Below are 21,032 nucleotides of genomic sequence, written 5' to 3' on the forward strand. Positions count from 1 at the left end.
AATGAAATCAAATATTAGTTTTGTAAACGCCTATATTGCTTTCTTTATCATTCACACTTCACAAATCGAAATGGGCATACTTGGCGTCCCTAGAATTGTTTTTCTTGAAGCTAAGAAAGATGCCTGGATCAGTGTTCTACTATCTGGACTATTCATTAGTGTTATCATTTGGATGATAATTAACATCCTTGGTAAATATGAAAACTATAATCTTTATGAAATACACGAGAATTTATTTGGCCGCTTTATAGGCAGTATCATCAATACCTTTATGGTTATTTACTTTATTGCAGCACATTACTCTATCATCATCGCTTATGTTGAATTGTCCCTGACATGGGGATATGAAGGAGTTGATGAATGGGTAGGTGTTTTAGTGCTATTATTAGTAACCATTTATGCCGTATCTGGCGGATTCAGAGTAATTGCAGGGATATGTTTCATATCCTTCTTAATGACTATATGGCTGTTATTTGTTTTTTATCAACCACTTGAATTGATAAACTTCACTAGAATTTTGCCCGTCATGTCTGCAACCCCAGCACAAATAATGAAAGGAGTATTTAAAACCAGTTTTACAATGTTAGGTTTTGAAACTTTATTTTTTATTTTTCCATTTATAAAGGAGAAAAAAAAGCTGCTTTTTTTCAGTCAATTAGCAATCTGGTTTACTACACTTATTGTATTTATAACAACTGTTATTTCGATATTATTTTTTAGTCCAAAGGAATTAGAAATACATATTTGGCCTGTGGTCAGTATGATAAGCGCGGTCCATTTTCCATTTCTTGAGCGATTTGAATTTATTGCCGTTCCATTATGGATATTGGTTATTTTTCCAAATTTATGTTTATACCTGTTCATTTCTTCAAAAGGAGTAAAACAAATATTTCATTTAAAACAAAAACATGGTATATGGCTAATTTCAATAATCATTTTTATCACGAGTTTTTTTGTCACTAAAAGAGTCGACAATAACCTTTTTTTTAATCAAGTTGGTCATGTCGGCTTTTACCTATGGTTTATCTATCCAATCTTGTTATATTTCATTTCAATCATTAAATCTAAAATTTTTTCACATTCTTAACGGAGTTGAAAAGATGAAAAAATGGCTTATTCTATTTTGTTGTCTTCTCTGTACTGCATGCTCGCCCCCTGGAAAAATATTAGAAAGGCAAGGGATTTTAACTATTATTGGTTATGATTTACTTGATAAAGATACATATAAAGGCTCTATTAGCTTGTTGCAATTCGACCGTAAAGAAGAAAAAACAAGTGAAACCATTTCTGCCATCGGTAGTACAAGCAAACAAATAAGACAAAGGTTAGAACAACAAACAAGCCACGACATTACATCTGGACAATTGAGGACAATACTATTTGATAAAGATATAAGTGAAAAGATAGGAATTTCATCTTTTTTAGATACAATGCAACGAGACAGCAGCATTGGATCATTAATATTTTTGGCCATTACAAACAATACTGAAGAAGTCATTAAAAATAATCACTATGAAGAATACCCTGAGATGGGGTCATATATTTATCAACTATTGGAAAAGCAAGAAAGGAATGAAATGTTAATAAACTCCAACCTGCATGATTTTTTCTCCACTCTATATGAAATTGGCATCGATCCTACCTTGCCTATTATATCGAATAAGAATGGTGCAGCACCCTATATTGAAAAGGTGGCATTATTAAAGGATGATAAAATGGTCGGTTCTATTTCTTTGACAAAAACCTTTTTCATAAAATTATTCACCAATCGCAGGGCTTCTTTGGGAGATATAACATTAAACATTCCTATAGAGGTTTTAGAAAAAAAGGGAATACCACTAGTCGAAAAGCCAAAAGGAGATAAATTTAACATTACAATTCGCCCAATAAAGCACCGAGGAAAAGTTAAATTATCTAACGAAGATGACTTTTATCTAAACGCAACGATTAAGGTTTCAACTATAGAAGTACAGCCTGCAATTACTCTTAACAATAAGAAATCTATAAAAAAACTGGAGCAACTGCTTGGGGAAGAACTAAGCAAAGAATTGGGGGATTTTCTTGAGGAGTTAAGAAAATTAAATACTGATCCAATTGGCATTGGAAGAAAAATAAAAAGCATCAGAAAATATTCCAATTTAAGTGATAAAGATTTGCGGGAAAAGTATTCAAGTTTAAAGTTAAAATCAACTATTAAAGTTGAAATAAAACGAACAGGTGCTGTTGATTAGTAAAGATAGTAGAGAAAAAAACTCTACTATCTTATTCTTTCAAGTATATTACGTTCAAGAATATTAACGAAGAAGAACCTCATTTACTTATGATACGGTTCACCACTATAAATGCTGAACTACATCCTCATACGAATAGGTAAGGGTTTGACGTTATCGCTCCCTTTTCCCCTCGTTCACACCGTACATGAAACTTTCATCTCATACGGCGTTCCAACTAATCCAATTCATTCAGTTCTATGTACATGATGAAGCTCGTTTATTTCCAATCAGATTGTGTAATTATTGCATTGTCTTCGTAGTTTATTGACTTTATCTATTTGTTTATTGTTTAATTTTAAAACATTAACTATGTTTTTGATTTTATCAATATTTTTTAGATGTATAAGTCGGTGTACAGATTCATGTAGTACTATCAGTGATACTATGTCAAGAGTGTAGACACAGATTTTTTCTACCGCGCTTACGCTTGGTGCCCTTGATAAAAAATTTTAAATAAAGAGCGATTTAAACTTTTTTATCAAGGTAAAATCAGGCTGCAGAATGCCCATACATTCGTTCGAATTCGTTTGGTGTAAAGTATCCCAATGTTGAATGGATCCGCTTGGAATTGTAGAAGAACTCGATGTACTCAAACAATGATTTCTTAGCTTCCTCGCGCGTCCTGTACTTCGTTTGATAAACTAGCTCACGCTTAAGAATACCGTGAAAGGACTCGATACAAGCATTGTCGTAACAGTTCCCCTTGCGGCTCATGCTGCCTATCATTTTGTACTGTTTTAATAGTTTCTGATATTCAAGTGAGGCATATTGAACACCACGGTCCGAATGATGAATAACGCCTTCCCCTGGACGTTGGCGCTTGTAAGCCATTTTTAATGCGGTGATCACCAATTCCTTTGTCATGGTTTTGTCCATTGCCCATCCTACTATTTTACGAGAATATAATTCCATTACGCTCGCCAAATACAACCAGCCCTCATTGGTCGGAATATATGTGATATCCGTTTTATCCCGATGTCGTAATAAAGCCGATTATTCCGATAACCACGTTATTCCGATATTTTAACTCAATCTTGGGCTTTTTGCTTTTTTGTAAGCAAAAAAATCGGAATAACTTTTAACAAGGATTGGTTGATATCCTATTCTGAATTTGTAGTTAAACTTCAAAATCAGAAAGGAGAATTCAATGTGCAATCAAGAATATTGTCGAGGGAATCGAAGCTGACATGAAATTCTGCAAAGATTTCCGTAGTTCAGAAACTATCAAAGAGTACTATAAGGCATGCGCCGGAATCCAAACTTTCTACAAAAGTTATTCCGATGTTTTGTTTGAATTGATTAGGCTTTCAAGCATACCATTTTCAAGGGTCGGAATAACTTTTTAATCGGAATAATCCGTTACCCAAAGTTTGTTTGGTTTACTTGCTTTAAATCGCCGGTCTAGAACGTTTTCGCTAACCGGATGTTGATGCTTGGAATTGGTTGTAGCCTTGTATTTTTTGACAGTACAAGACTTCCAGTGGTTCTTCGTCATAATACGAGAAACCGTACGCTCACTAACCTTTACGCCCCGTTTTTTAAGGGTTTTAGCGATTTTAATACTGCCGTATCGCTGTTTGAATTCCAGGTGCTTCTTTAAGATCTCCTGAGACAATTTCTCATGCTGTTTCTGCCTTTCACTTATCGGTCGCTTTAACCATTTGAAGTAACCGCTTTTGGAAACTCCCAGGACTTTGCACATCTTCTCCACTCGGTATTGGGAGCAGTGTTCTTGGATGAACTCATATTTTACCGAGGGCTTTTCGCGAAGTAGTGCATCGCCTTTTTTAAGATTTCATTCTCCTCCTTGAGATCACGAATTTCTTTCTGAAGGGCCCTTAATTCAGCTGCTTCTGAAGAAAATGTTTGGACAGACTTAATTTCAGGTTGTTGACCATACATCTTCACCCAGCCATGTAAAGTATTAGTGTTCACGCCAACTTCCCTAGCCACTTGAGCAACAGGCTTATTGTTTTCGCTAATGTACTTTACGGTTTCAATTTTAAACGCATCTTCAAATTGCCTTCCTTTTGCCATACAGACACACCCCGTTATAGTTGATATATTTATTATAACAATCTGTGTCTACTATTTAGTCTAGCATCAGTGCCACCACTTTCACTGATACAAAGTTGAGTTATACGGTAGCTATTTTCACTATTGCTTTCCTCAACACCGTTTCAAAAGAAGTAAGTCCTCCACGTTATCAGCTTACAACGTTGAATTATATCTATTATAGAATGAACTTAGGTGCTTCCTGTAAGCCTGTTAGCCGTTCATATGCCTATAACATATCATGGACTTTCATAATTGCGAATCTTACTCGCCCACTGCCAACCTCACATTTAAGTGATATACACATTTCTATGTATTGCCAGTTTAGACCCGTACCTTCAGAAGTTTGTCAGCGTAACCCTTACTTGTAGGTTGTTTTGCATACTCACCATATTCATTCAACTCAAGCATCATGATTTACACCACCCCCTCGGGTAGGCTTTCGTCAGCTAAACTTCACTGTTACGGTAAATTCTTACGCCTTTTCATCGAGCTTTTAACACTATCATTCTTACTAAATCAAGTGCTAATCGACTAAGAGAGAACCCTTCAGAGCGTTACCTCTTCATTTGATTCTTCGATATAATCCTTCAATTCCAAAGGGAATTGCCTAACCTTTACTGGAGTAATGTGACCATCCTCCTTTTGAGCTAGGAACATTTCGCTCCACAATCTGGCCCGTTTGCGGAACAACTGTTGATTCAACTTTTTACCGGTACACATATTTCGCAATACGGGTTGCTAATCATATCACCAGTGTATCTTTCTAATATTGGTTTGTTATCAATTTGATATCCATTACTTTGTAATGATGGGAAAATGTCAGCATATGCTTTTTGAATATCTTCAGCTGTATGTCTTACATCGTAAATAACGTATTTTCCACCGTGGAGTTCATCTTCATTAATAGAATCATCCAATGGATAATCCTTCGAAATCACAATACAAGCATCGAACCTACAGTTTTCAGGCGGTGTTGTCTCGGGATTATCTTGTGGAATTGCAAATAGGATTGCCGATTCAAGGAGATTCCTATTCCTAGCCCATTGTTTTAACCCTTCCATTATTTCAATATTGTCAGGACCATAGGGGCCAACCCGTCGCATATAAGCAATACGATAGTTTGGCAGTGTTTCAACCTTAAATTTCATAACTCTTCTCCCTCTCTTTTATTATCATTGTTGGTTACATTTCGAATGTAGCATGCTTTAAAATTATTTACATTTTATTTTTTAAAATTTTTCCAATTTCTTAAAATAGCAATTATTCTTTTATAACCACTATTTAACAGCTCGATTCTTTTGCTCTTCTTAGTTTATAAAGGTGTACTTTTAAAACCTGTCTAATAAAGGGTGGTTTTTGCATTTATAAATCTATGAAAATAATTTTGTAAACGTTTATTAAAATCACCATACCTTTAGAAACTAAATATAGTAAAATAGTAGAAAAAAATAAATCTCCTGGAGGAAGTTCATTGTGAAAATCGGTTATGTTCGCGTTTCATCTACAGATCAGAATGAAGAACGTCAAATCAAAAAAATGTTAGCTTTAGGCATCGAAGAGCGAATGATCTTTGTTGATAAACAAAGTGGAAAAGATTTTAATCGCCCCAGCTACCAGACGATGAAACGTATCCTGCGAAAAGGGGATCTCCTTTATCTGGATGCCCTAGATCGATTGGGGAGGGATTACGAAGGGATTATCCACGAATGGAAACACATCACAAGGAACATTCAAGCGGATATTGTCGTGTTAGAAAACGAAACGTTGTTTGATAGTCGTAAATATAGAGAGATGGGAGATATCGGAAAGTTAATGGAAGATCAGTTTCTAAGCCTTCTCTCTTATGTGGCCGAACAAGAACGAAAGAAAATCAAACAGCGCCAAGCCGAAGGCATAGCGCTCGCCAAATCCCAAGGTAAACATTTGGGACGACCAAAGCTTAATTTACGGAGCCTTTCCCATGAACAGCACCAATTATTAGATTCTCACTATCCGAAGTGGAAAAATAAAGAAATCACGGGCGTTGAGTTCATGCGTTTACTTGGGTTGAAAAAGAACTCATTTTATAAAGTAGTCAGGGAATTTGAGATTGGAATATGAATATGGAGAATAATACAACTAACCAAAAACGGTTGAAGATTCTTAGTGAAGATGAAATAAAGATCATTTATGACAGACCAAGCTTCTCATACGAAGATCGCTGTTCTTATTTTTCTCTTTCACAGCCAGAGAAAGAGCTGCTGCACACATTGCGTTCTGTCAAGTCTAAGGCTTATTTCGTTTTACAACTGGGTTATTTCAAATCCAAACAACTATTTTTTACATTTGACCTCTTTGAGGTAGAAGAGGATCTTCAATATATTCTGAAGGAGCATTTCAACAACAGTAAAATTGATGACTTGAGTTCAATTGATAAGTCCACTAGGTTAAAACAACAACAATTGATTCTTAAATTATTTAACTACCAAAGTTGCGGTGTTGAAGAACGGCGTAAGATGGAAGAAAAGGCTCAAAGGGCTGCAGCGTTTTGTGGTAAGCCTATTTATATCTTTCGAGAAATCATGAATTATTTGTCTGAAAACTGCATTGTTGTTCCCGGCTATAGTTTTATGCAAGATATGACAGGACAGGCAATAACCCACGAGCAAAACCGATTAATCACATTGATGCAGGATTATCTTAAACAGGCTGATATTGGATCCTTAGATCGATTACTTGAGGACTCTTCAGGGCTGTATGAAATAACACTACTAAAACACGAACCGAAAGACTTTAGCGCCACTGAAATAAAGCTTGAAATGAATCGTGGTAAACAAATACAGCATTTATATTACCTTGCTCAAGAACTGTTACCAAAGTTAGGTATTTCTAACGAAAGCATCAAGTACTATGCTTCATTAGTCAGTTACTACTCTGTCTATAAGCTCAAACGGCTGAATGTATGGATTGTTTATGTCTATTTGTTATGTTTTGTATCCCATCGTTATCAACGAATGCATGACAACCTGATCAACACCCTAATATATAGCGTAAGGGGTTATGCAGATGAAGCTAAATTAGCAGCAAAAGAACGAGTTTACGAGTGCTATACAGAGAGTAATCAAGACATGAAAAAAGCAGGGGAACTGCTTAAAATATTCACTGATGATCATATTCCTGCCAATACTCCCTTTAAGGATATTCAAGACCGTGCATTTACTATTCTGGAACGCCAGTAACTGGAATCCGTAGCGAAACAGATCACTACAAATATAAAATATGATGAAACTGCCTTCCAATGGGAACATATTGATCAGCAGGCACGACGATTTAAACGTTATTTAAGACCTATATTTTTGCAGGTTGATTTCGTAGCTCCTTCACCGAATGATCTATTAATTAAAGCAGTGAATTTTATAAAGACTGCTTTTAATAAGAATAAAGCGTTAGGACAATATCAATCAGATGATTTGCCAAATGGTTTTATATCCGATGGTGTGAAGCGTTATATCTATGAACAAAAAACAATTTTAGCAGATCGCTATGAATTTTTAGTCTATCGCCTCCTACGCAACCGTTTGGAAGCAGGAGATATTTTTTGTCGTGATAGTATCCGATTTCGCAGTTTTGAGGATGACCTGATCAATGATCGTCAATGGGAACAGAAAGAAATGTTGATCGCTGATACTGGCCTGACGATTTTCAACCAACCCATTCATAGTCATTTAGTGGAGCTTGAGAAGCGATTAGAAGATCGAATTACTAAAGTTAACCAGAGTATTTCATCTGGGGAAAATGAGCATCTTCAAATCAAAAAACGGGGTTCACATACCCGATGGACATTACCTTATACTCGGGACACAGAATCTATTAATCACTCATTCTACGATACATTAAAGCAAATAGACATTAGGAGTGTCTTGCATTTTGTTCAACAGCACTGTCAATTCCTTGACTCATTTGAGCACATCTTGGGACGTTATGCCAAACAGAATAAAGACAATCGAATTCTTGTCGCCTGTCTGATTGCTTGGGGAACCAACATGGGGTTAGGGAGAATGGGGGAAATTTCTGATATTAGCTATCCGTTACTGGCTGCCACATCTGATAACTTTATCCGTCTGGAGACTTTAAAAGAAGCTAATGATTGTATTAGTAATGCAATAGCCAAACTCCCAATCTTTAAACATTATGACATTGGGGAGACGATTCATTCTAGTAGTGATGGACAGAAAGCTGAGACTCGAATCAATACCATTAATTCCCGTCATTCACCTAAATACTTTGGTCTTGGTAAAGGGATTGTTTCCTACACAATGGTAGCCAACCATATCCCTGTTAACGCCCGAATCATTGGGGCCAATGAGCATGAAAGTCATTATGTATTTGATATTTTATTTAACAACACAACTGATATTCAGCCTGATGTGCATTCCACGGATACACATGGAACCAACGAAGTGAATTTTGCTATTCTTCACTTTTTTGGCTATCAGTTTGCGCCATGCTACAAGGATATTCACGATAAGGTCAACAAATCTCTTTACGGATTCAAACATCCAAGCCAATATGGAGATAAACTGATCAAGCCAGTCCGAAAGATAAATACGAATCTTATTATAGAAGAGTGGGAAAATATTCAACGAATTATGCTATCCCTTGCAGTTAAAACAACCACACAAAGCATTATTATTGGTAAGCTAAGTGCTTATGCACGGAAGAACAAAACCAAACGTGCTTTATGGGAGTACGATAACATCATAAGAAGTCTATATATTTTGAATTATATTGATTCTCCACCTTTACGACGGAATGTGCAAAAGGCATTAAATCGGGGGGAAAGTTATCATAAATTACGCAAAGCAGTATCCTTTGCTAATTTTGGAAAATTACGTTTCAAAAATGAAAATGACCAACATATCTGGGGCGAATGCAGTCGATTACTCTCCAATTGCATTATTTATTATAATGCCAGTATTTTATCTAATATGTTGGCTTACAGAGAAACAAAGGGACTGGATTCGGATGTTATGAAGCAAATATCCCCAGTTGCGTGGCAACATATTAACTTCTATGGAAGGTACGAGTTTAATATTCAACAAGAGCCTGTTGATATGGATGCAATCATTCAAGAATTAGCACAATTAAACGTAATATCAGAAACAGAGTAAGCAATGTTTAAGGAGAACTTCCCTAATCTTTAAGTGAAGTTCTCCTTATTCCACCTTTTCGGGGGGATGGGCAAAAACACCCATGTTCTTTTCTAAATAGGATTCAAGGCTACTAAAGGCTTTTATGGCCTCATCACCGCTTGGTGTTTTTTCTACCAAAACCGTAGGTGCTCCCATCATACCTGAAGGGACAATCATAGCATCATCCGGTACCTCATCAACCGAAATAAGCTTGATTGGACCATATTCTTCTATGGCTTGTAAGGCCATCAACTTTCCAATGTACGGATCCCCTCCGCCTCCAGTACCTAGTAATGCCGCTCCTACAGCGATATCTTCGATTTCTTGCTTTCCAATTAGTCTCAAATCCATTCTCCTTTCAAATAACAATCTTTTATTTTGATAATCCTTTATCCTACAATCCCTTCTTGGGCATCTTCTTCAATCATTTTTACCCCAAGAAGTGGCTTTTCTACTCCATAATATAAAATGATATATAATAGAATAGAACCTACTATACTCGTAATGGCGGCCATAGGTAAAAGTCCAAATTGCGTTAATAATCCAATCGAAACAGCTGAAATTAGTCCAGCAAGTCCTTTTGTTTCAACCTTCTTACCGCCTTTTTCAATCACATAATAATGGCCTATTAAAACACCGGCCATTGGTACTAACCATGCTCCCAATGCACCAACAAATCCAAGTATGGCACCAATTGCTCCTGACCCAACAAATGCTAGAACAACTCCAATAATTGCTGGAACTAGTGTTCCTTGTTTTCTGGTTAATCGAGGGATTCTTTTATTTTTTTCATGCAAGGTGGTAAAAATAGTCGATAAAGCTAAACCGCTTGAAAATGCATTCACATCGTTTGTAGTCCATTGGGCAAGGAATAGTCCGATGACAGCAAAAATACTAAATGCCACCCCAAATTGTGAAAATACAGTCCAATAGGATCCGCCTTCAGCCGCACCAACGACTACGCCCCAAATAGGGATGAAAGTTGAAGCTATATAGCCAATTACCATGGCCTTGATTAAACCACTTCTGCTACTAATAAATCTTGAAACATCAGGCATAAATGCTGAAAACCCTGCGTATAATGCAACTCCTAAAAACATAACAGATGTAAAGCTTACTTCATCGTTCTGAATCGTCATAATGGCAGGAAGTCCACCAGGATACTTATTAACCGAAAAGATAAAGGATAAGATCAATACAGCTGAAAAAATAGGAACGGATATCCAGCTAATTAGCTTCATTTGGCTAATTCCTCGATAGGATGTAAACATCATCAGTGAACACAGTGCCGCAGCCACTAAACCTCTTTTTAAATCGAATCCCTCATTAAAGGAAATGCCTAATATAGACATTCCAATTCTGGCAATCGCATCTGCTTGCACCCCAATAAATGCGCCTGCAATTAGAAACACAATAAATACGGGTACAATTTTTCCATATTTAGAAAAAGGTCGATCACATAACACCGGGGTCGCTAATCCCTCACGTCTCCCAATCTCCCCTACCAAATAGCCAAATATCATACAAATCACATACCCCAAGAAAAAGGCTAGTGACGCTTTCCATGGGGTTAGTTTTGTTCCAACATCTACCCCAACCCCTATTGCACCTAGTGAGGTCCACATGCCAAGAAATAACATAAGAAAACTAATCCAGTGCTGTTTTGCGCTCTCTGCTACTTTTTTGTAAACATCATCATCCATATAGGCTGTATCTTTTGCGTTTTCATTCATCCCCAATTTCCACCTTTCACACATAGTTTAAAAACAAATTTTCTAGCAAGGATTTTGCTTAGATCCAAAGATAAACTGGAAAAGCAAAATCCTTGTTGAAGATTAAAAATCTTCAGTAATTTTCCTACATGTTTTCCCTTGGTGGTTTTTTAATGCTGTTAAAAAAGAGCTTATTAAACACTTTTTACTCTTTGTTTTGATGGCGGAGTCATATATGTCAATCGGCTTTGTTTTACTCCCATCGCAATTAAACTTTCAAGCATTCGTGTCGCTGCAAACGCAGGATCGATCACCGGAACATCGTAGCCGTTTTCTTTTAGGCGCGTTTGAAGCTCCGCTGCTACACCCATAAAACCAGTACAACCTAATACTAGCGCATGAGCGTTATCTAGTTCGATAGCTTTGATCATTTCTTCATATAATGCTTTTTTCAACTTATCCTTTTCATGAATTTCTAAAACAGGAATGTTTACGTACCTGATAGAAGCTAGATTTCCATTTACCCCTAATGTTTTACTTATGTTTTCAATCATCGGTACAACGTTCGGTAATACTGTTACAACGGAAAAGGATTTTGCTAAGGAGCTGGCAAATAACATAGAGGATTCACATGCACCAACGACTGGAATATCCAAAACTTCTCGTGCAGGCTTCACTCCAGGATCTCCGAAGCAATCACTAATGATTCCCCCATATCCCTCTTCTTCTGCCTCGATTGCTTTTTCTAAAAAATTTGGAATACACAGCGCTTCATCATATTCGCATTCTACAGATGCAGGACCATAATCCAGGATGACAACGCCGACTTCTGTTGTATCGGAAGCATAATGTTTAATTTCTCGCTTAATTTCTTCATTAAAAACATCCGAAGTAATTGGCATAATAACTTTGATTTTCATTTACAAGCACTCCTTTTTATTAAATAGATTGGTAAAGAGATTGTTTGAAATAGTGAAATAGAAATCACAATTAATTCCTTTGACTCACCTCCAAAATGATTAGTAGAACTTTCTTTCGCATTAATACCTTGCAAGAACTGTGCCAAAATAGAAAAAAACCTCTCAATCTTGAGAGGTAAGGGAAAAGACTAAACAAACTATTAGGTATAATCAGAATTTTGCGATAATGATAATCTTGAAATTCTAAGAAAAATATACTATATTATATATTTTCTCTTATTTCCTCATTTTTTCTCATCTTTTCTCATTTTCTTTGTTGAGGAACCTTTTTATAAACTCAATTCACCAATTGCTTTGGTTCTAACCCTAAGAACTTCTCCCTGTATATAGTCGAACGGAAATTCTTCAACATAAGCTATTTGAACACTTTCAGGTTTTCCACCTTTTCTGATTACCGCATCTCTAACAGTATCAACAGCCCTGCTGACCACTTCTTCCTTCGTCAGCTCATTCAGCCAGTACACCTTGTCTATCTGTTCACTAATAGGGGCAAAGCAAGCGCCGATTGCATTACAAATATGAAATCCCGATGGTTTCCTGATCTTTTTATATTTACTAAATAGGCTGTCATGCAATAACGGACTCCCACCACCTACCAACACGATTGGCAATTCTTCGTCATTAACAATCAACCGTTCAATCGTGCTTTTTATCTCGTTCATCACATAACTGATAACTTGTCGACATGCCTTCTCCGTAAGGGAATCAAGAAGGTTGTTCTGCTTAGCATCATGCAAGAACGCGAACGGAAACACTTTTAAAAAACTATCAGTTACGGTCTACTTCTTTCCTCCCCATGCAATACCCTCTTTTCGAATATCACTAGCAACTGTGTTTCCAATCTCGACCATACCTTCTTTCAAAGAAATAATACTCCCTCCACCAAAAGGTAATGAAGTAACCGCAGGCATTGGGATGTGTATGCCTGTACCAAACAAGCTAGAAGAATTGACTACCTCTTTGAGATTACTTCCTTTGACCATGCCAACATCAATAGTACTTCCACCGACATCAACTGCTATAAATTCAGTATATCCACTTATGACTGCAGCTCCGCGCATACTGTTGGCCACACCCGATCCAATCGTTAAAATAGGATAATGAATGGCTTCCTCAATGGACATTAGCGCCCCATTGTTTTGAATGAGCCAATATGGACATTGAAATGAATGCTGATGAAATATGGTTGACAAGCCTTCGAGGGCAGTCCTGATGACTTTGGAGATGATTGCATTCAATAGGGCAGAATTTTCTCTCTCAATATACCCAATACTGCCCAGCTTGTGCGAAACTGTGACTGGGAGAGTTGGAAATTCTTCCTGAATTCGTCCTTTTAATAGCATTTCTTCTTGTTCATACAATGGAGAATACGCTCCTACTATACATACGGAGTCGATCTCACCAAGTTCAATGGCAGTAAAAAGCTCATCCAAATCAGTAGCCAAGCCCTCTGTTTCCTTTCTTCCCCTATATCCGTTTCTACTTTTTAGATAATAAATACTATGAATGTAGCTTTTAAGTGAGGCTGGCCAGTCTAATCCTGGTTCTAGAGTTATGTCTTGTTTTGTCAATCTTATTAAGGCTGTACGGGCCAATTCCTTTTTTTTGGAATAAATTGCATTAAGAACATGTGTTGTTCCAATAAAGACCCCTTTTACTTGGTCTGGTAAAATTCCCGATTCGTTAAGAACACTGCTAATTGCAACACTCATACCTGTGAGTATATCTTCAGTAGTAAGGTGCTTGGCGGCTGCGAGTAACTGTCCTTTTTCAGACACGAGTACGACATCAGTGTTAGTACCTCCTACATCAATCCCTAGCCTCAAAATCCTCTTCTCCTTCCACCCACTGCACCTGCCGATAGTCAGTATTTATACCAAACCTCCTAGGTCCAACAAGTTCAAGCATATCTTTCGTTCGAAGAATAGAAGGAGCAGTTATTGCAATAACAATCACAACATCCCCTTCTTGTAGTTCTGCTGCTAGCTTTGGCAAGAATGTATGGGAATCCAGCAGCAAAATCAGGTCCGGTGTGGTACAAACATATTCACCTTGATAAATGATAGATAAAAATTCATTTTGAAAGCTAATTTGAATTGATTTGCCATCGTGAGAGTACTTTCCGTTAATACCGCATGCTCCGACAAGCGTACCATGATTAAACCACCGCTTAATGAACGATACATATCCAATAGTGATAAGCTTAAGCTCACCGTATACTGAATTGGAAATAATTCGTTTCATATGTAGAAGCCTTTGGTCTGTTGAACCATATAATATCGTCTTGCCAAGCTCTAAAGCCAGCTTTAACGTTCCAGGTATTATGCCAGCTAATAATTGGCCGCCAGTCATACCGTAACAGGCAAGATGGACGTAGCCGCTGTTTCGCATGACGATTTCCTTAATCGTTGTGATCGTTTCAGACGGAGTTATCCATTCAACGAGTGACATACATTCCTCTCCTGTTTGTGCAGCAATTGGAAGCAATGGAATGTTATTAAGGAAATAGGTTGTCATGTCTATTTCTGGAAATGCTCTTCCCATTCCATCCCCATCAATAACCGGAAGATTGGTTTGTAACGCAATCATAAGTGGATACAACGCGTTCAATCCACCTATTTCAAGCGGGATAAGCGCAGCTGCTTTCATTCCAGACACCTGCTCATAAATGGAAAGAACCTTAACTCCTTTCCTTCCTTCTGGCAAATCCTCACTGAATAAGAGAGGCGAACCTGCCACCGCTATAGGGACAACCCACTCATTTGCGACTTCATTTATCGTCTTGACTGTGATGGTTTCGTCTTCTTTCATTATAGAGCGCAATAAATATTCCATTGTTTTCGGATCACCACCTCCACCACAGGAAAGCATTTTAGCTCCGATTGAAATGAATGGGACGTCTGCTTTTTGGATGGACCAAGACATTTTACATCTCCTTTCTTATTACGTCTTATTATCATATGTCGGCGTTTTCACACCAATTTTATCTCGTCACTTTATTCTTAATTGATTTAATTTTCTGTATAATGTTGGCAAACTTATCCCTAATTTATTGGCTACCTTCTTCTTTCCGTTCGTATCTCTCCCTAATTTATCTAGAAGTTCAAGTATATGATCTTTTTCTACTCGGTTATTTCGCTTTGAAATACTATTACTCTTCGAAAGTTCAGAGGGATGATCCACAAGAAAATTTTTGGGTAAACTTTTCATCGTAACAATTTCTCCTATTTCAAGCTCAAAAAAAATGCTGGACAACGTTTTGAATTTCGCGGATATTTCCAGGCCACTGATGGTTCAATAATGTTCTATAAACGTCAGCAGATAGTCTTTTTGGCGGGCGGTTTAGTTCCATCGAAAACTTTTTCATAAAATGTTCGATTAAAATGGGAATATCATCTTTTCTATCTCTAAGCGATGGTAGAAATAGCGGAATAACATTTAATCTGTAAAATAAATCTTCACGGAAATTGCCCTCACGTACCAGTTGTTCTAGATTTTGATGGGTTGCAGTGATGATTCGTACATCGACATTTTTGGAATTACTGTCCCCTACCCTTTCAATTTTTCGTTCCTGAACAACTCGCAGCAGCTTCGCCTGGAGATGAAGTGACATATCACCTATTTCATCAAGAAAAATAGTTCCGCCATTAGCTAGTTCAAATCTTCCTGGTTTATCGGTTACAGCCCCAGTAAATGAGCCCTTTACATGTCCAAACAATTCGCTTTCAAGTAAGTTTTCTGGTATTGCTGCACAATTAAGAGCCACAAACGGTTTATCCGAACGTGAACTTTCTTTATGGATCGATTGAGCAAAAATCTCCTTACCTGTTCCACTCTCTCCTCTTAACAATATGGTCACATCACTGGTTGATACTCTTTTAGCGATAGTAATAACTTCTTGAAGCTTCGCACTCGTCCCTTTAATATCTTCGAAACAACACATTATCTTTTTCTCCATTTTTTTAGGCGATGGCTTTACCAGTTCAAGTTTAATCAGATAAGATTGAACTTGTTCTTTGTTGAAGATTGGTTTTACATGGGCAATAAATTCTTGCTTGTTCAAAATGGACTTATGCATTTCTAACCGGTGGATAACCATATTTTTTGACTCTTTAATATCAAACCAGCTTTTCTCAGAAATGATACTAGTAACCTCTTCCCCGATAAGAATATGTTTTCTAGCATTCAGCTTTTCAGCTAATCTATGATTTATTTCTTCTATTCTACCATCATATGAAATCATCAAGAACAGATCGTCAGTCATTGAAAAAAGTTCCAGTACTTCTCTTTTTAAAAGATCATTTTCTTTTTCTAGTTTTTCTGCAATGGATTCACAGGACAATAGATGACATCCAACTTCCGCTAAATTTCCAAGCATTTCTCTATTTTGAACGAACCATTCTTTGTTGCCATCTTTAGGTTGTAGGATTCCAATCGCTTCTACTCTACCAGTTTCTTTTATCGGAACTAGCAGTATAGAGTCGCCCTTATAATATAAACATTCCTCCTGAAATACAGATATTCCAGTTTGAATGACTTGGTTAATAGATGGGACTTTATGAACTATATGTTCAAAATCATCACTGGTAAGAATGCTAAATTGAATTGAAAATCTCTTAAACAAATTTACTACCTTATCTGCGTGTTTATAGAAAGCAATGTCCTGCATGGTATCACACCCTATTTTTACTTCTATTTTTTTTACGAGTTACTAAATGGTTTAAATACTTGACAAATAGGTCAATGTCATCGTTCTGGACAAATACTTGTAGAAACTAACTTCATATAAAAACCCGATACAATGGATGAATGTAATCAACTTTATATTAACAAAAAATCCCTTGGCGGGTGGAATTTTTGTTAAAGTATTGATAATTCGGTACTTTTGTTTGTTTTGAGGCATTAATATATTTTCATACTCACTTAAGGTGGTTAGTTTGTCGTAACTTCATTTAAAAGTTAATGATTAGGTTTACTATAGAATAACTAGACATCATTCTACAATTAATTTGAACCCCTATTGCTATAATTTATACAAGGGTAAGGAGTGATTACATGTTAACTCAAGAAGAAGCAAATATCCTAATTTCATCGTTAAAAAATTATTATATGAGAAGGATGTTTTGAATTTTCCCGAGGCTGGTGGAAAACTGTTATTAAAGTGCAAAGATGGCAATAATAATAATAATTATATAATTGATGTTACACGAGGAAGAATCAAGCCATCAAAAGGTACCTATCAAACAAGACATAATAAGGCCACGGGATTAATTCGAGTTGACATTGACGGTCCTCCACATGATAACCCCCGATGGTGAGGAAGTACCATGTCCACATATCCACATATTCCGTGAAGGTTATGATGATAAGTGGGCTTATCCACTGGAACGTGAAATATCGACAGATCCAGGAGATTTGGTTCAGATTTTAATCGATTATTTTGAATATAATAATATTAGCAACAGGAATGAAATCAATATACAAGGTAATTTACGTGATGGCGGCTAAAGACGACCTTAAGAAAGCTTATATTGAGTGGTTAAATTCGAAACTAGCCTATAAAGACCTGGAAGCTGGTGCTATTGAGATTACCACTCCTTTTCTTGATAGGCATAATGATCGTTTGCAAATCTATGCAATTCCCAATAACGGTGAGATTAAATTAACCGATGATGGGTATATTTTATCAGACTTGCAGGCAAGCGGTTTTGAATTTTCCAATTCAAAAAGAAGGAAGCAAATCTTTAATACAATTGTAAAAGGTTATGGGGTATCCTTTAATTCTGATTATAATGAACTTTATATTACAACAGATTTTAAAGATTTTCCTAGAAAAAAACATTCATTAATTCAAGCAATGATAACTGTGAATGATATGTTTATGACAACTAAGACTACAGTATCGAGTTTATTCACAGAAGATGTTGGTAATTTTCTTGAATCTCATAACATCCGTTATTCAGAGAATATTTTTCTCAGTGGTAAGAGTGGTTATAACCATAATTTTAACTTTCTAATTCCTCATTTCAAAAATACACCTGAGAGAGTTGTTCATACTATGAATGTACCATCTAAAGGGACTTTATCGAATATAATTTTTGCATGGAGCGACACAAGGTTTAATAAGAATTTACAAAACTATAAATCCGACTTATATGTATTTATTAATGATCAAGAAAAAGAGATAGACCCTAACATAATTAATGCTCTTAAAAATGAGAATATTAATCCAATTCCATGGAGTAATCGTAACACAGTGGTCGATATATTGAGTGCTTAAAGATATTAGAGAAATTTATTCTCCAAAAACAGAGATAAACAAATTCTTTCAAGCATATTTTAAAACTGTCAGTGTTATAAAGAGAACCTGTCACTCTCCGAATAATGTCGACAAAAAATCAAGAAATTTGGGTAGTGACACTTGCCTCTAACCCCAAAAAAGAGAACCTATTGAATGACCATTATTGTAAAGGCTCGTAGTCGACTATGAGCCTTTTTGGTTGCATTTTTATTGCATGCTTCACGGGATTTCCTTTTTTTCCTTAGAAGAAAATGCGACTTTATTACTGAGTTTCTCTTCTATCCGCCGTGTAGTCTAATACGAAATAAAGGATGTACATTGAAATAAAATAAACCACCGCCGAATAGATTATATTCCATTTACCATAATGTAAAACTCTAATATAAACTGCATACAATTCAAGTAATACAAGAATGCAGGTCCATCCCAATATATATATAAATTTCTTAATGGCATTAGATTTCAGGGGAAAATAATTAAAAAAAATAACCAGTACAGCAACCTCACCTAGGGCAACAGCTAGGTACGACCACTCTATTTGTTCTTTATCAAAATACCAGTAAAGTTTGTACTTTAAATCAAGATACAAATCAGTTACAAAATTCATTAACAATGCAAACTGTATTGTAGCTAGTAACTCGTGCCTAGTCCTTTTTCTGGGCATTTTGAGGGCAACTAAAAGAACTAATATAACTGTCCCAATAAATAGCTTCACCAAGAGGAACACCTCGTTTTAAAAAAACAACAATATCAACCATATTATCATTATTTATTCGATGAATTATTCTTCTTTAACCTGCCCTTTCGTATTATAAGTTCAACCAGATATTTCTGGTTGAACATTTTTTAGCTACAAGAAAAACAAGACCGCCGCAGCGATCATCCTCAGCCATCACAAAATAATGAATTTCCCCCACTTTATGAATACTCCAACCATTTAAGATAATTTACCAAATATAAAAAAAACCCTAAAGAATGTATCCCTCCTATTTTTGGAACAATACATTTGATTGTATTAACGAATAAGGAGGTTAATTAGAAATGGATAATCAAAAATTAGCCGATCATGAATCATTGGATTTACATGAAGTTATAAATTTCAAAACCCTTTGCTTAGCGAAATCAAAACTAATGCAAGGCTTGGTATTTGATCATGATTTGAGAGCATTAATGCAAAAAGATGTTGAACAATCCATGCAAGCGCTTGGAGAATTACAGACAATTTATCAACGTGCACCTTTTCAAGCACCTGTTCCTCAAAACCGGCCAACACCAATAATAAATTGAAAGGAAGGCTATTTCATTGAACAATGACTATTTAGACCCTATAAACTCGCTACACGTACCAGAGCTAGCAGATACCACATTTGCGATGGATTTACTTCTTCGTGCCAAAGAAGGTGTGCGCAATATTGCTGTCGCTTTAACAGAGTCCGCGTCACCAGATGTTAGAACTGTCTTACGAAACCAGTTAATGCAAGGGATTGCCATGCACCAAGAAATTACAGAATTAATGATTAGTAAAAAATGGTTCCATCCATACGAATTAAGTGAACAATATCAATTAGACCAACTCTCTGCCAACAATACTTTGATGATTGGCAAAATGAATCTATTTCCTGTTGAGACCAATAGAAAAGGTATGTTTGACCGGACACCTGATGAACACTGACACTGGAGGCTGTAACCAATGAAGGCGGTAACGTATCAAGGTATTAAAAATGTTGTAGTCAAAGAAGTTCCAGATCCAAAGATTGAAAAACCAGATGACATGATTATTAAAGTAACGAGTACAGCTATATGTGGGTCTGATTTACATTTAATTCATGGCATGATTCCTAACCTGCAAGAAAACTATGTTATTGGCCATGAACCAATGGGAATCGTCGAAGAAGTTGGTCCAGGTGTGACTAAGCTAAAAAAGGGAGATCGAGTCATTATCCCCTTTAATATAGCATGCGGTGAATGCCATTACTGTAAAAACCATTTGGAAAGCCAATGTGATAATTCAAATGATAATGGTGATATGGGTGCCTATTTCGGATATTCTGGTACGACGGGTGGCTATCCAGGTGGGCAAGCTGAATATTTAAGAGTGCCGTTTGCGAACTTTACTCATTTCAAAATTCCAGAGACTTGTGAAGAACCAGATGAAAAATTAGCAGTTATTGCCGATGCGATGACTACTGGTTTTTGGAGTGTTGACAATGCAGGTGTAAAGGATGAAGATACCGTTATTGTTCTTGGCTGTGGTCCGGTTGGTCTTTTTGCTCAAAAATTCTGTTGGTTAAAAGGGGCAAAGCGAGTCATAGCCGTTGATTATGTCAATTATCGCCTGCATCACGCCAAGCGCACCAACAAAGTAGAAATTGTTAACTTTGAGGACCATGAGAATGTAGGTAGTTACCTGAAGGAAATCACCAAAGGCGGCGCTGATGTTGTCATTGATGCAGTTGGTATGGACGGTAAAATGACTGATATGGAGTTCCTTGCAAGCGGAATGAAGCTTCAAGGCGGAGCATTAAGTGCGTTTATCA

Annotated in this window: 19 protein-coding genes and 3 pseudogenes; 9 read left to right on the plus strand and 13 right to left on the minus strand. The window is 36.5% G+C overall.

All coding sequences use genetic code 11. From position 1 onward, the window contains the following. Window position 1 precedes the first annotated feature (1 nt). Window positions 2–1,087 (plus strand): GerAB/ArcD/ProY family transporter, encoded by a 1,086-nt coding sequence (locus AR334_RS28120; RefSeq protein ID WP_066322041.1) that lies wholly within the window; start codon window positions 2–4, stop codon window positions 1,085–1,087. Window positions 1,088–1,100: 13 nt separating this feature from the next. Further along, window positions 1,101–2,231, plus strand: coding sequence for a Ger(x)C family spore germination protein (locus AR334_RS28125; protein WP_066322043.1), 1,131 nt, complete (start codon window positions 1,101–1,103; stop codon window positions 2,229–2,231). A 531-nt stretch (window positions 2,232–2,762) separates the two neighbouring features. Here the strand turns inward: AR334_RS28125 and AR334_RS28130 are convergent. The 4 genes and pseudogenes from AR334_RS28130 to AR334_RS28145 form a co-directional block, all read right to left on the minus strand. Beyond that, window positions 2,763–3,236: pseudogene (locus AR334_RS28130) on the minus strand (IS3 family transposase); the annotation flags it as partial. 379 nt (window positions 3,237–3,615) lie between these two features. Further along, window positions 3,616–3,975, minus strand: a complete 360-nt coding sequence (locus tag AR334_RS28135) for an IS3 family transposase (RefSeq protein WP_082693145.1) — start codon at window positions 3,973–3,975, stop codon at window positions 3,616–3,618. Between the two features lie 47 nt (window positions 3,976–4,022). Next, complete coding sequence (locus tag AR334_RS28140) at window positions 4,023–4,310, minus strand: transposase (protein WP_066322048.1); 288 nt, start codon at window positions 4,308–4,310, stop codon at window positions 4,023–4,025. 719 nt (window positions 4,311–5,029) lie between these two features. Next, window positions 5,030–5,479 (minus strand): GyrI-like domain-containing protein, encoded by a 450-nt coding sequence (locus tag AR334_RS28145; RefSeq protein ID WP_066322057.1) that lies wholly within the window; start codon window positions 5,477–5,479, stop codon window positions 5,030–5,032. A gap of 325 nt (window positions 5,480–5,804) precedes the next feature. Here AR334_RS28145 and AR334_RS28150 point away from each other — a divergent pair, with 325 nt between their 5' ends. Together AR334_RS28150 and AR334_RS28155 are read left to right on the plus strand one after the other, a co-directional pair. After that, on the plus strand, window positions 5,805–6,431 hold the full coding sequence (locus tag AR334_RS28150) for a recombinase family protein (protein WP_066322062.1): 627 nt from the start codon (window positions 5,805–5,807) through the stop codon (window positions 6,429–6,431). Between the two features lie 2 nt (window positions 6,432–6,433). After that, window positions 6,434–9,481 (plus strand): annotated as a pseudogene (locus AR334_RS28155) (Tn3 family transposase). Window positions 9,482–9,550: 69 nt separating this feature from the next. On the opposite strand, the pseudogene AR334_RS28160 reads toward AR334_RS28155, so the two are convergent. The 8 genes and pseudogenes from AR334_RS28160 to AR334_RS28195 all read right to left on the minus strand — a co-directional run. Further along, window positions 9,551–9,847 (minus strand): annotated as a pseudogene (locus AR334_RS28160) (DUF917 family protein); the annotation flags it as partial. A gap of 44 nt (window positions 9,848–9,891) precedes the next feature. Further along, on the minus strand, window positions 9,892–11,235 hold the full coding sequence (locus tag AR334_RS28165; protein ID WP_066322078.1) for a cytosine permease: 1,344 nt from the start codon (window positions 11,233–11,235) through the stop codon (window positions 9,892–9,894). Between the two features lie 173 nt (window positions 11,236–11,408). Next, window positions 11,409–12,134, minus strand: a complete 726-nt coding sequence (locus AR334_RS28170; RefSeq protein ID WP_066322079.1) for an aspartate/glutamate racemase family protein — start codon at window positions 12,132–12,134, stop codon at window positions 11,409–11,411. 329 nt (window positions 12,135–12,463) lie between these two features. Continuing rightward, window positions 12,464–12,859, minus strand: a complete 396-nt coding sequence (locus AR334_RS28175; protein ID WP_172799317.1) for a hypothetical protein — start codon at window positions 12,857–12,859, stop codon at window positions 12,464–12,466. Between the two features lie 114 nt (window positions 12,860–12,973). Then, entirely contained in the window at window positions 12,974–14,020 is a 1,047-nt protein-coding gene (locus tag AR334_RS28180) for a hydantoinase/oxoprolinase N-terminal domain-containing protein (protein ID WP_066322087.1), read from the minus strand. Then, window positions 14,004–15,119 carry a DUF917 domain-containing protein gene (locus AR334_RS28185; RefSeq protein ID WP_066322092.1) on the minus strand — a complete coding sequence of 372 codons (1,116 nt, stop codon included), beginning with the start codon at window positions 15,117–15,119 and terminating at the stop codon, window positions 14,004–14,006. The genes AR334_RS28180 and AR334_RS28185 overlap by 17 nt, the downstream gene beginning before the upstream one ends. A 66-nt stretch (window positions 15,120–15,185) precedes the next feature. Continuing rightward, window positions 15,186–15,404 (minus strand): helix-turn-helix domain-containing protein, encoded by a 219-nt coding sequence (locus AR334_RS28190; protein WP_066322098.1) that lies wholly within the window; start codon window positions 15,402–15,404, stop codon window positions 15,186–15,188. Between the two features lie 25 nt (window positions 15,405–15,429). After that, entirely contained in the window at window positions 15,430–16,863 is a 1,434-nt protein-coding gene (locus AR334_RS28195) for a sigma-54-dependent Fis family transcriptional regulator (protein WP_066322105.1), read from the minus strand. Between the two features lie 608 nt (window positions 16,864–17,471). On the opposite strand from AR334_RS28195, the gene AR334_RS30520 reads away from it, so the two are divergent. Continuing rightward, complete coding sequence (locus tag AR334_RS30520; RefSeq protein WP_253701390.1) at window positions 17,472–17,702, plus strand: hypothetical protein; 231 nt, start codon at window positions 17,472–17,474, stop codon at window positions 17,700–17,702. Beyond that, window positions 17,692–18,474 (plus strand): DUF1828 domain-containing protein, encoded by a 783-nt coding sequence (locus tag AR334_RS28200; protein WP_253701391.1) that lies wholly within the window; start codon window positions 17,692–17,694, stop codon window positions 18,472–18,474. The genes AR334_RS30520 and AR334_RS28200 overlap by 11 nt, the downstream gene beginning before the upstream one ends. A 283-nt stretch (window positions 18,475–18,757) precedes the next feature. Here the strand turns inward: AR334_RS28200 and AR334_RS28205 are convergent, their stop codons facing one another. Next, a complete protein-coding gene (locus tag AR334_RS28205) occupies window positions 18,758–19,210 on the minus strand; it encodes a CBO0543 family protein (protein ID WP_066322114.1) in 453 nt (150 codons plus the stop codon). 326 nt (window positions 19,211–19,536) lie between these two features. On the opposite strand from AR334_RS28205, the gene AR334_RS28210 reads away from it, so the two are divergent. The 3 genes from AR334_RS28210 to AR334_RS28220 all read left to right on the plus strand — a co-directional run. Beyond that, window positions 19,537–19,782, plus strand: coding sequence for a spore gernimation protein GerQ (locus tag AR334_RS28210; RefSeq protein WP_066322116.1), 246 nt, complete (start codon window positions 19,537–19,539; stop codon window positions 19,780–19,782). Window positions 19,783–19,798: 16 nt separating this feature from the next. Then, window positions 19,799–20,167, plus strand: coding sequence for a spore coat protein (locus AR334_RS28215; RefSeq protein ID WP_066322136.1), 369 nt, complete (start codon window positions 19,799–19,801; stop codon window positions 20,165–20,167). A gap of 18 nt (window positions 20,168–20,185) precedes the next feature. Beyond that, window positions 20,186–21,032, plus strand: an 847-nt coding sequence (locus AR334_RS28220; RefSeq protein ID WP_066322138.1) for an alcohol dehydrogenase catalytic domain-containing protein, incomplete at its 3' end; no start/stop codon positions are given.

Source organism: Bacillus sp. FJAT-29814 (assembly GCF_001510715.1).
In the GTDB taxonomy this organism is placed as follows: Bacteria; Bacillota; Bacilli; order Bacillales; family Cytobacillaceae; genus Neobacillus.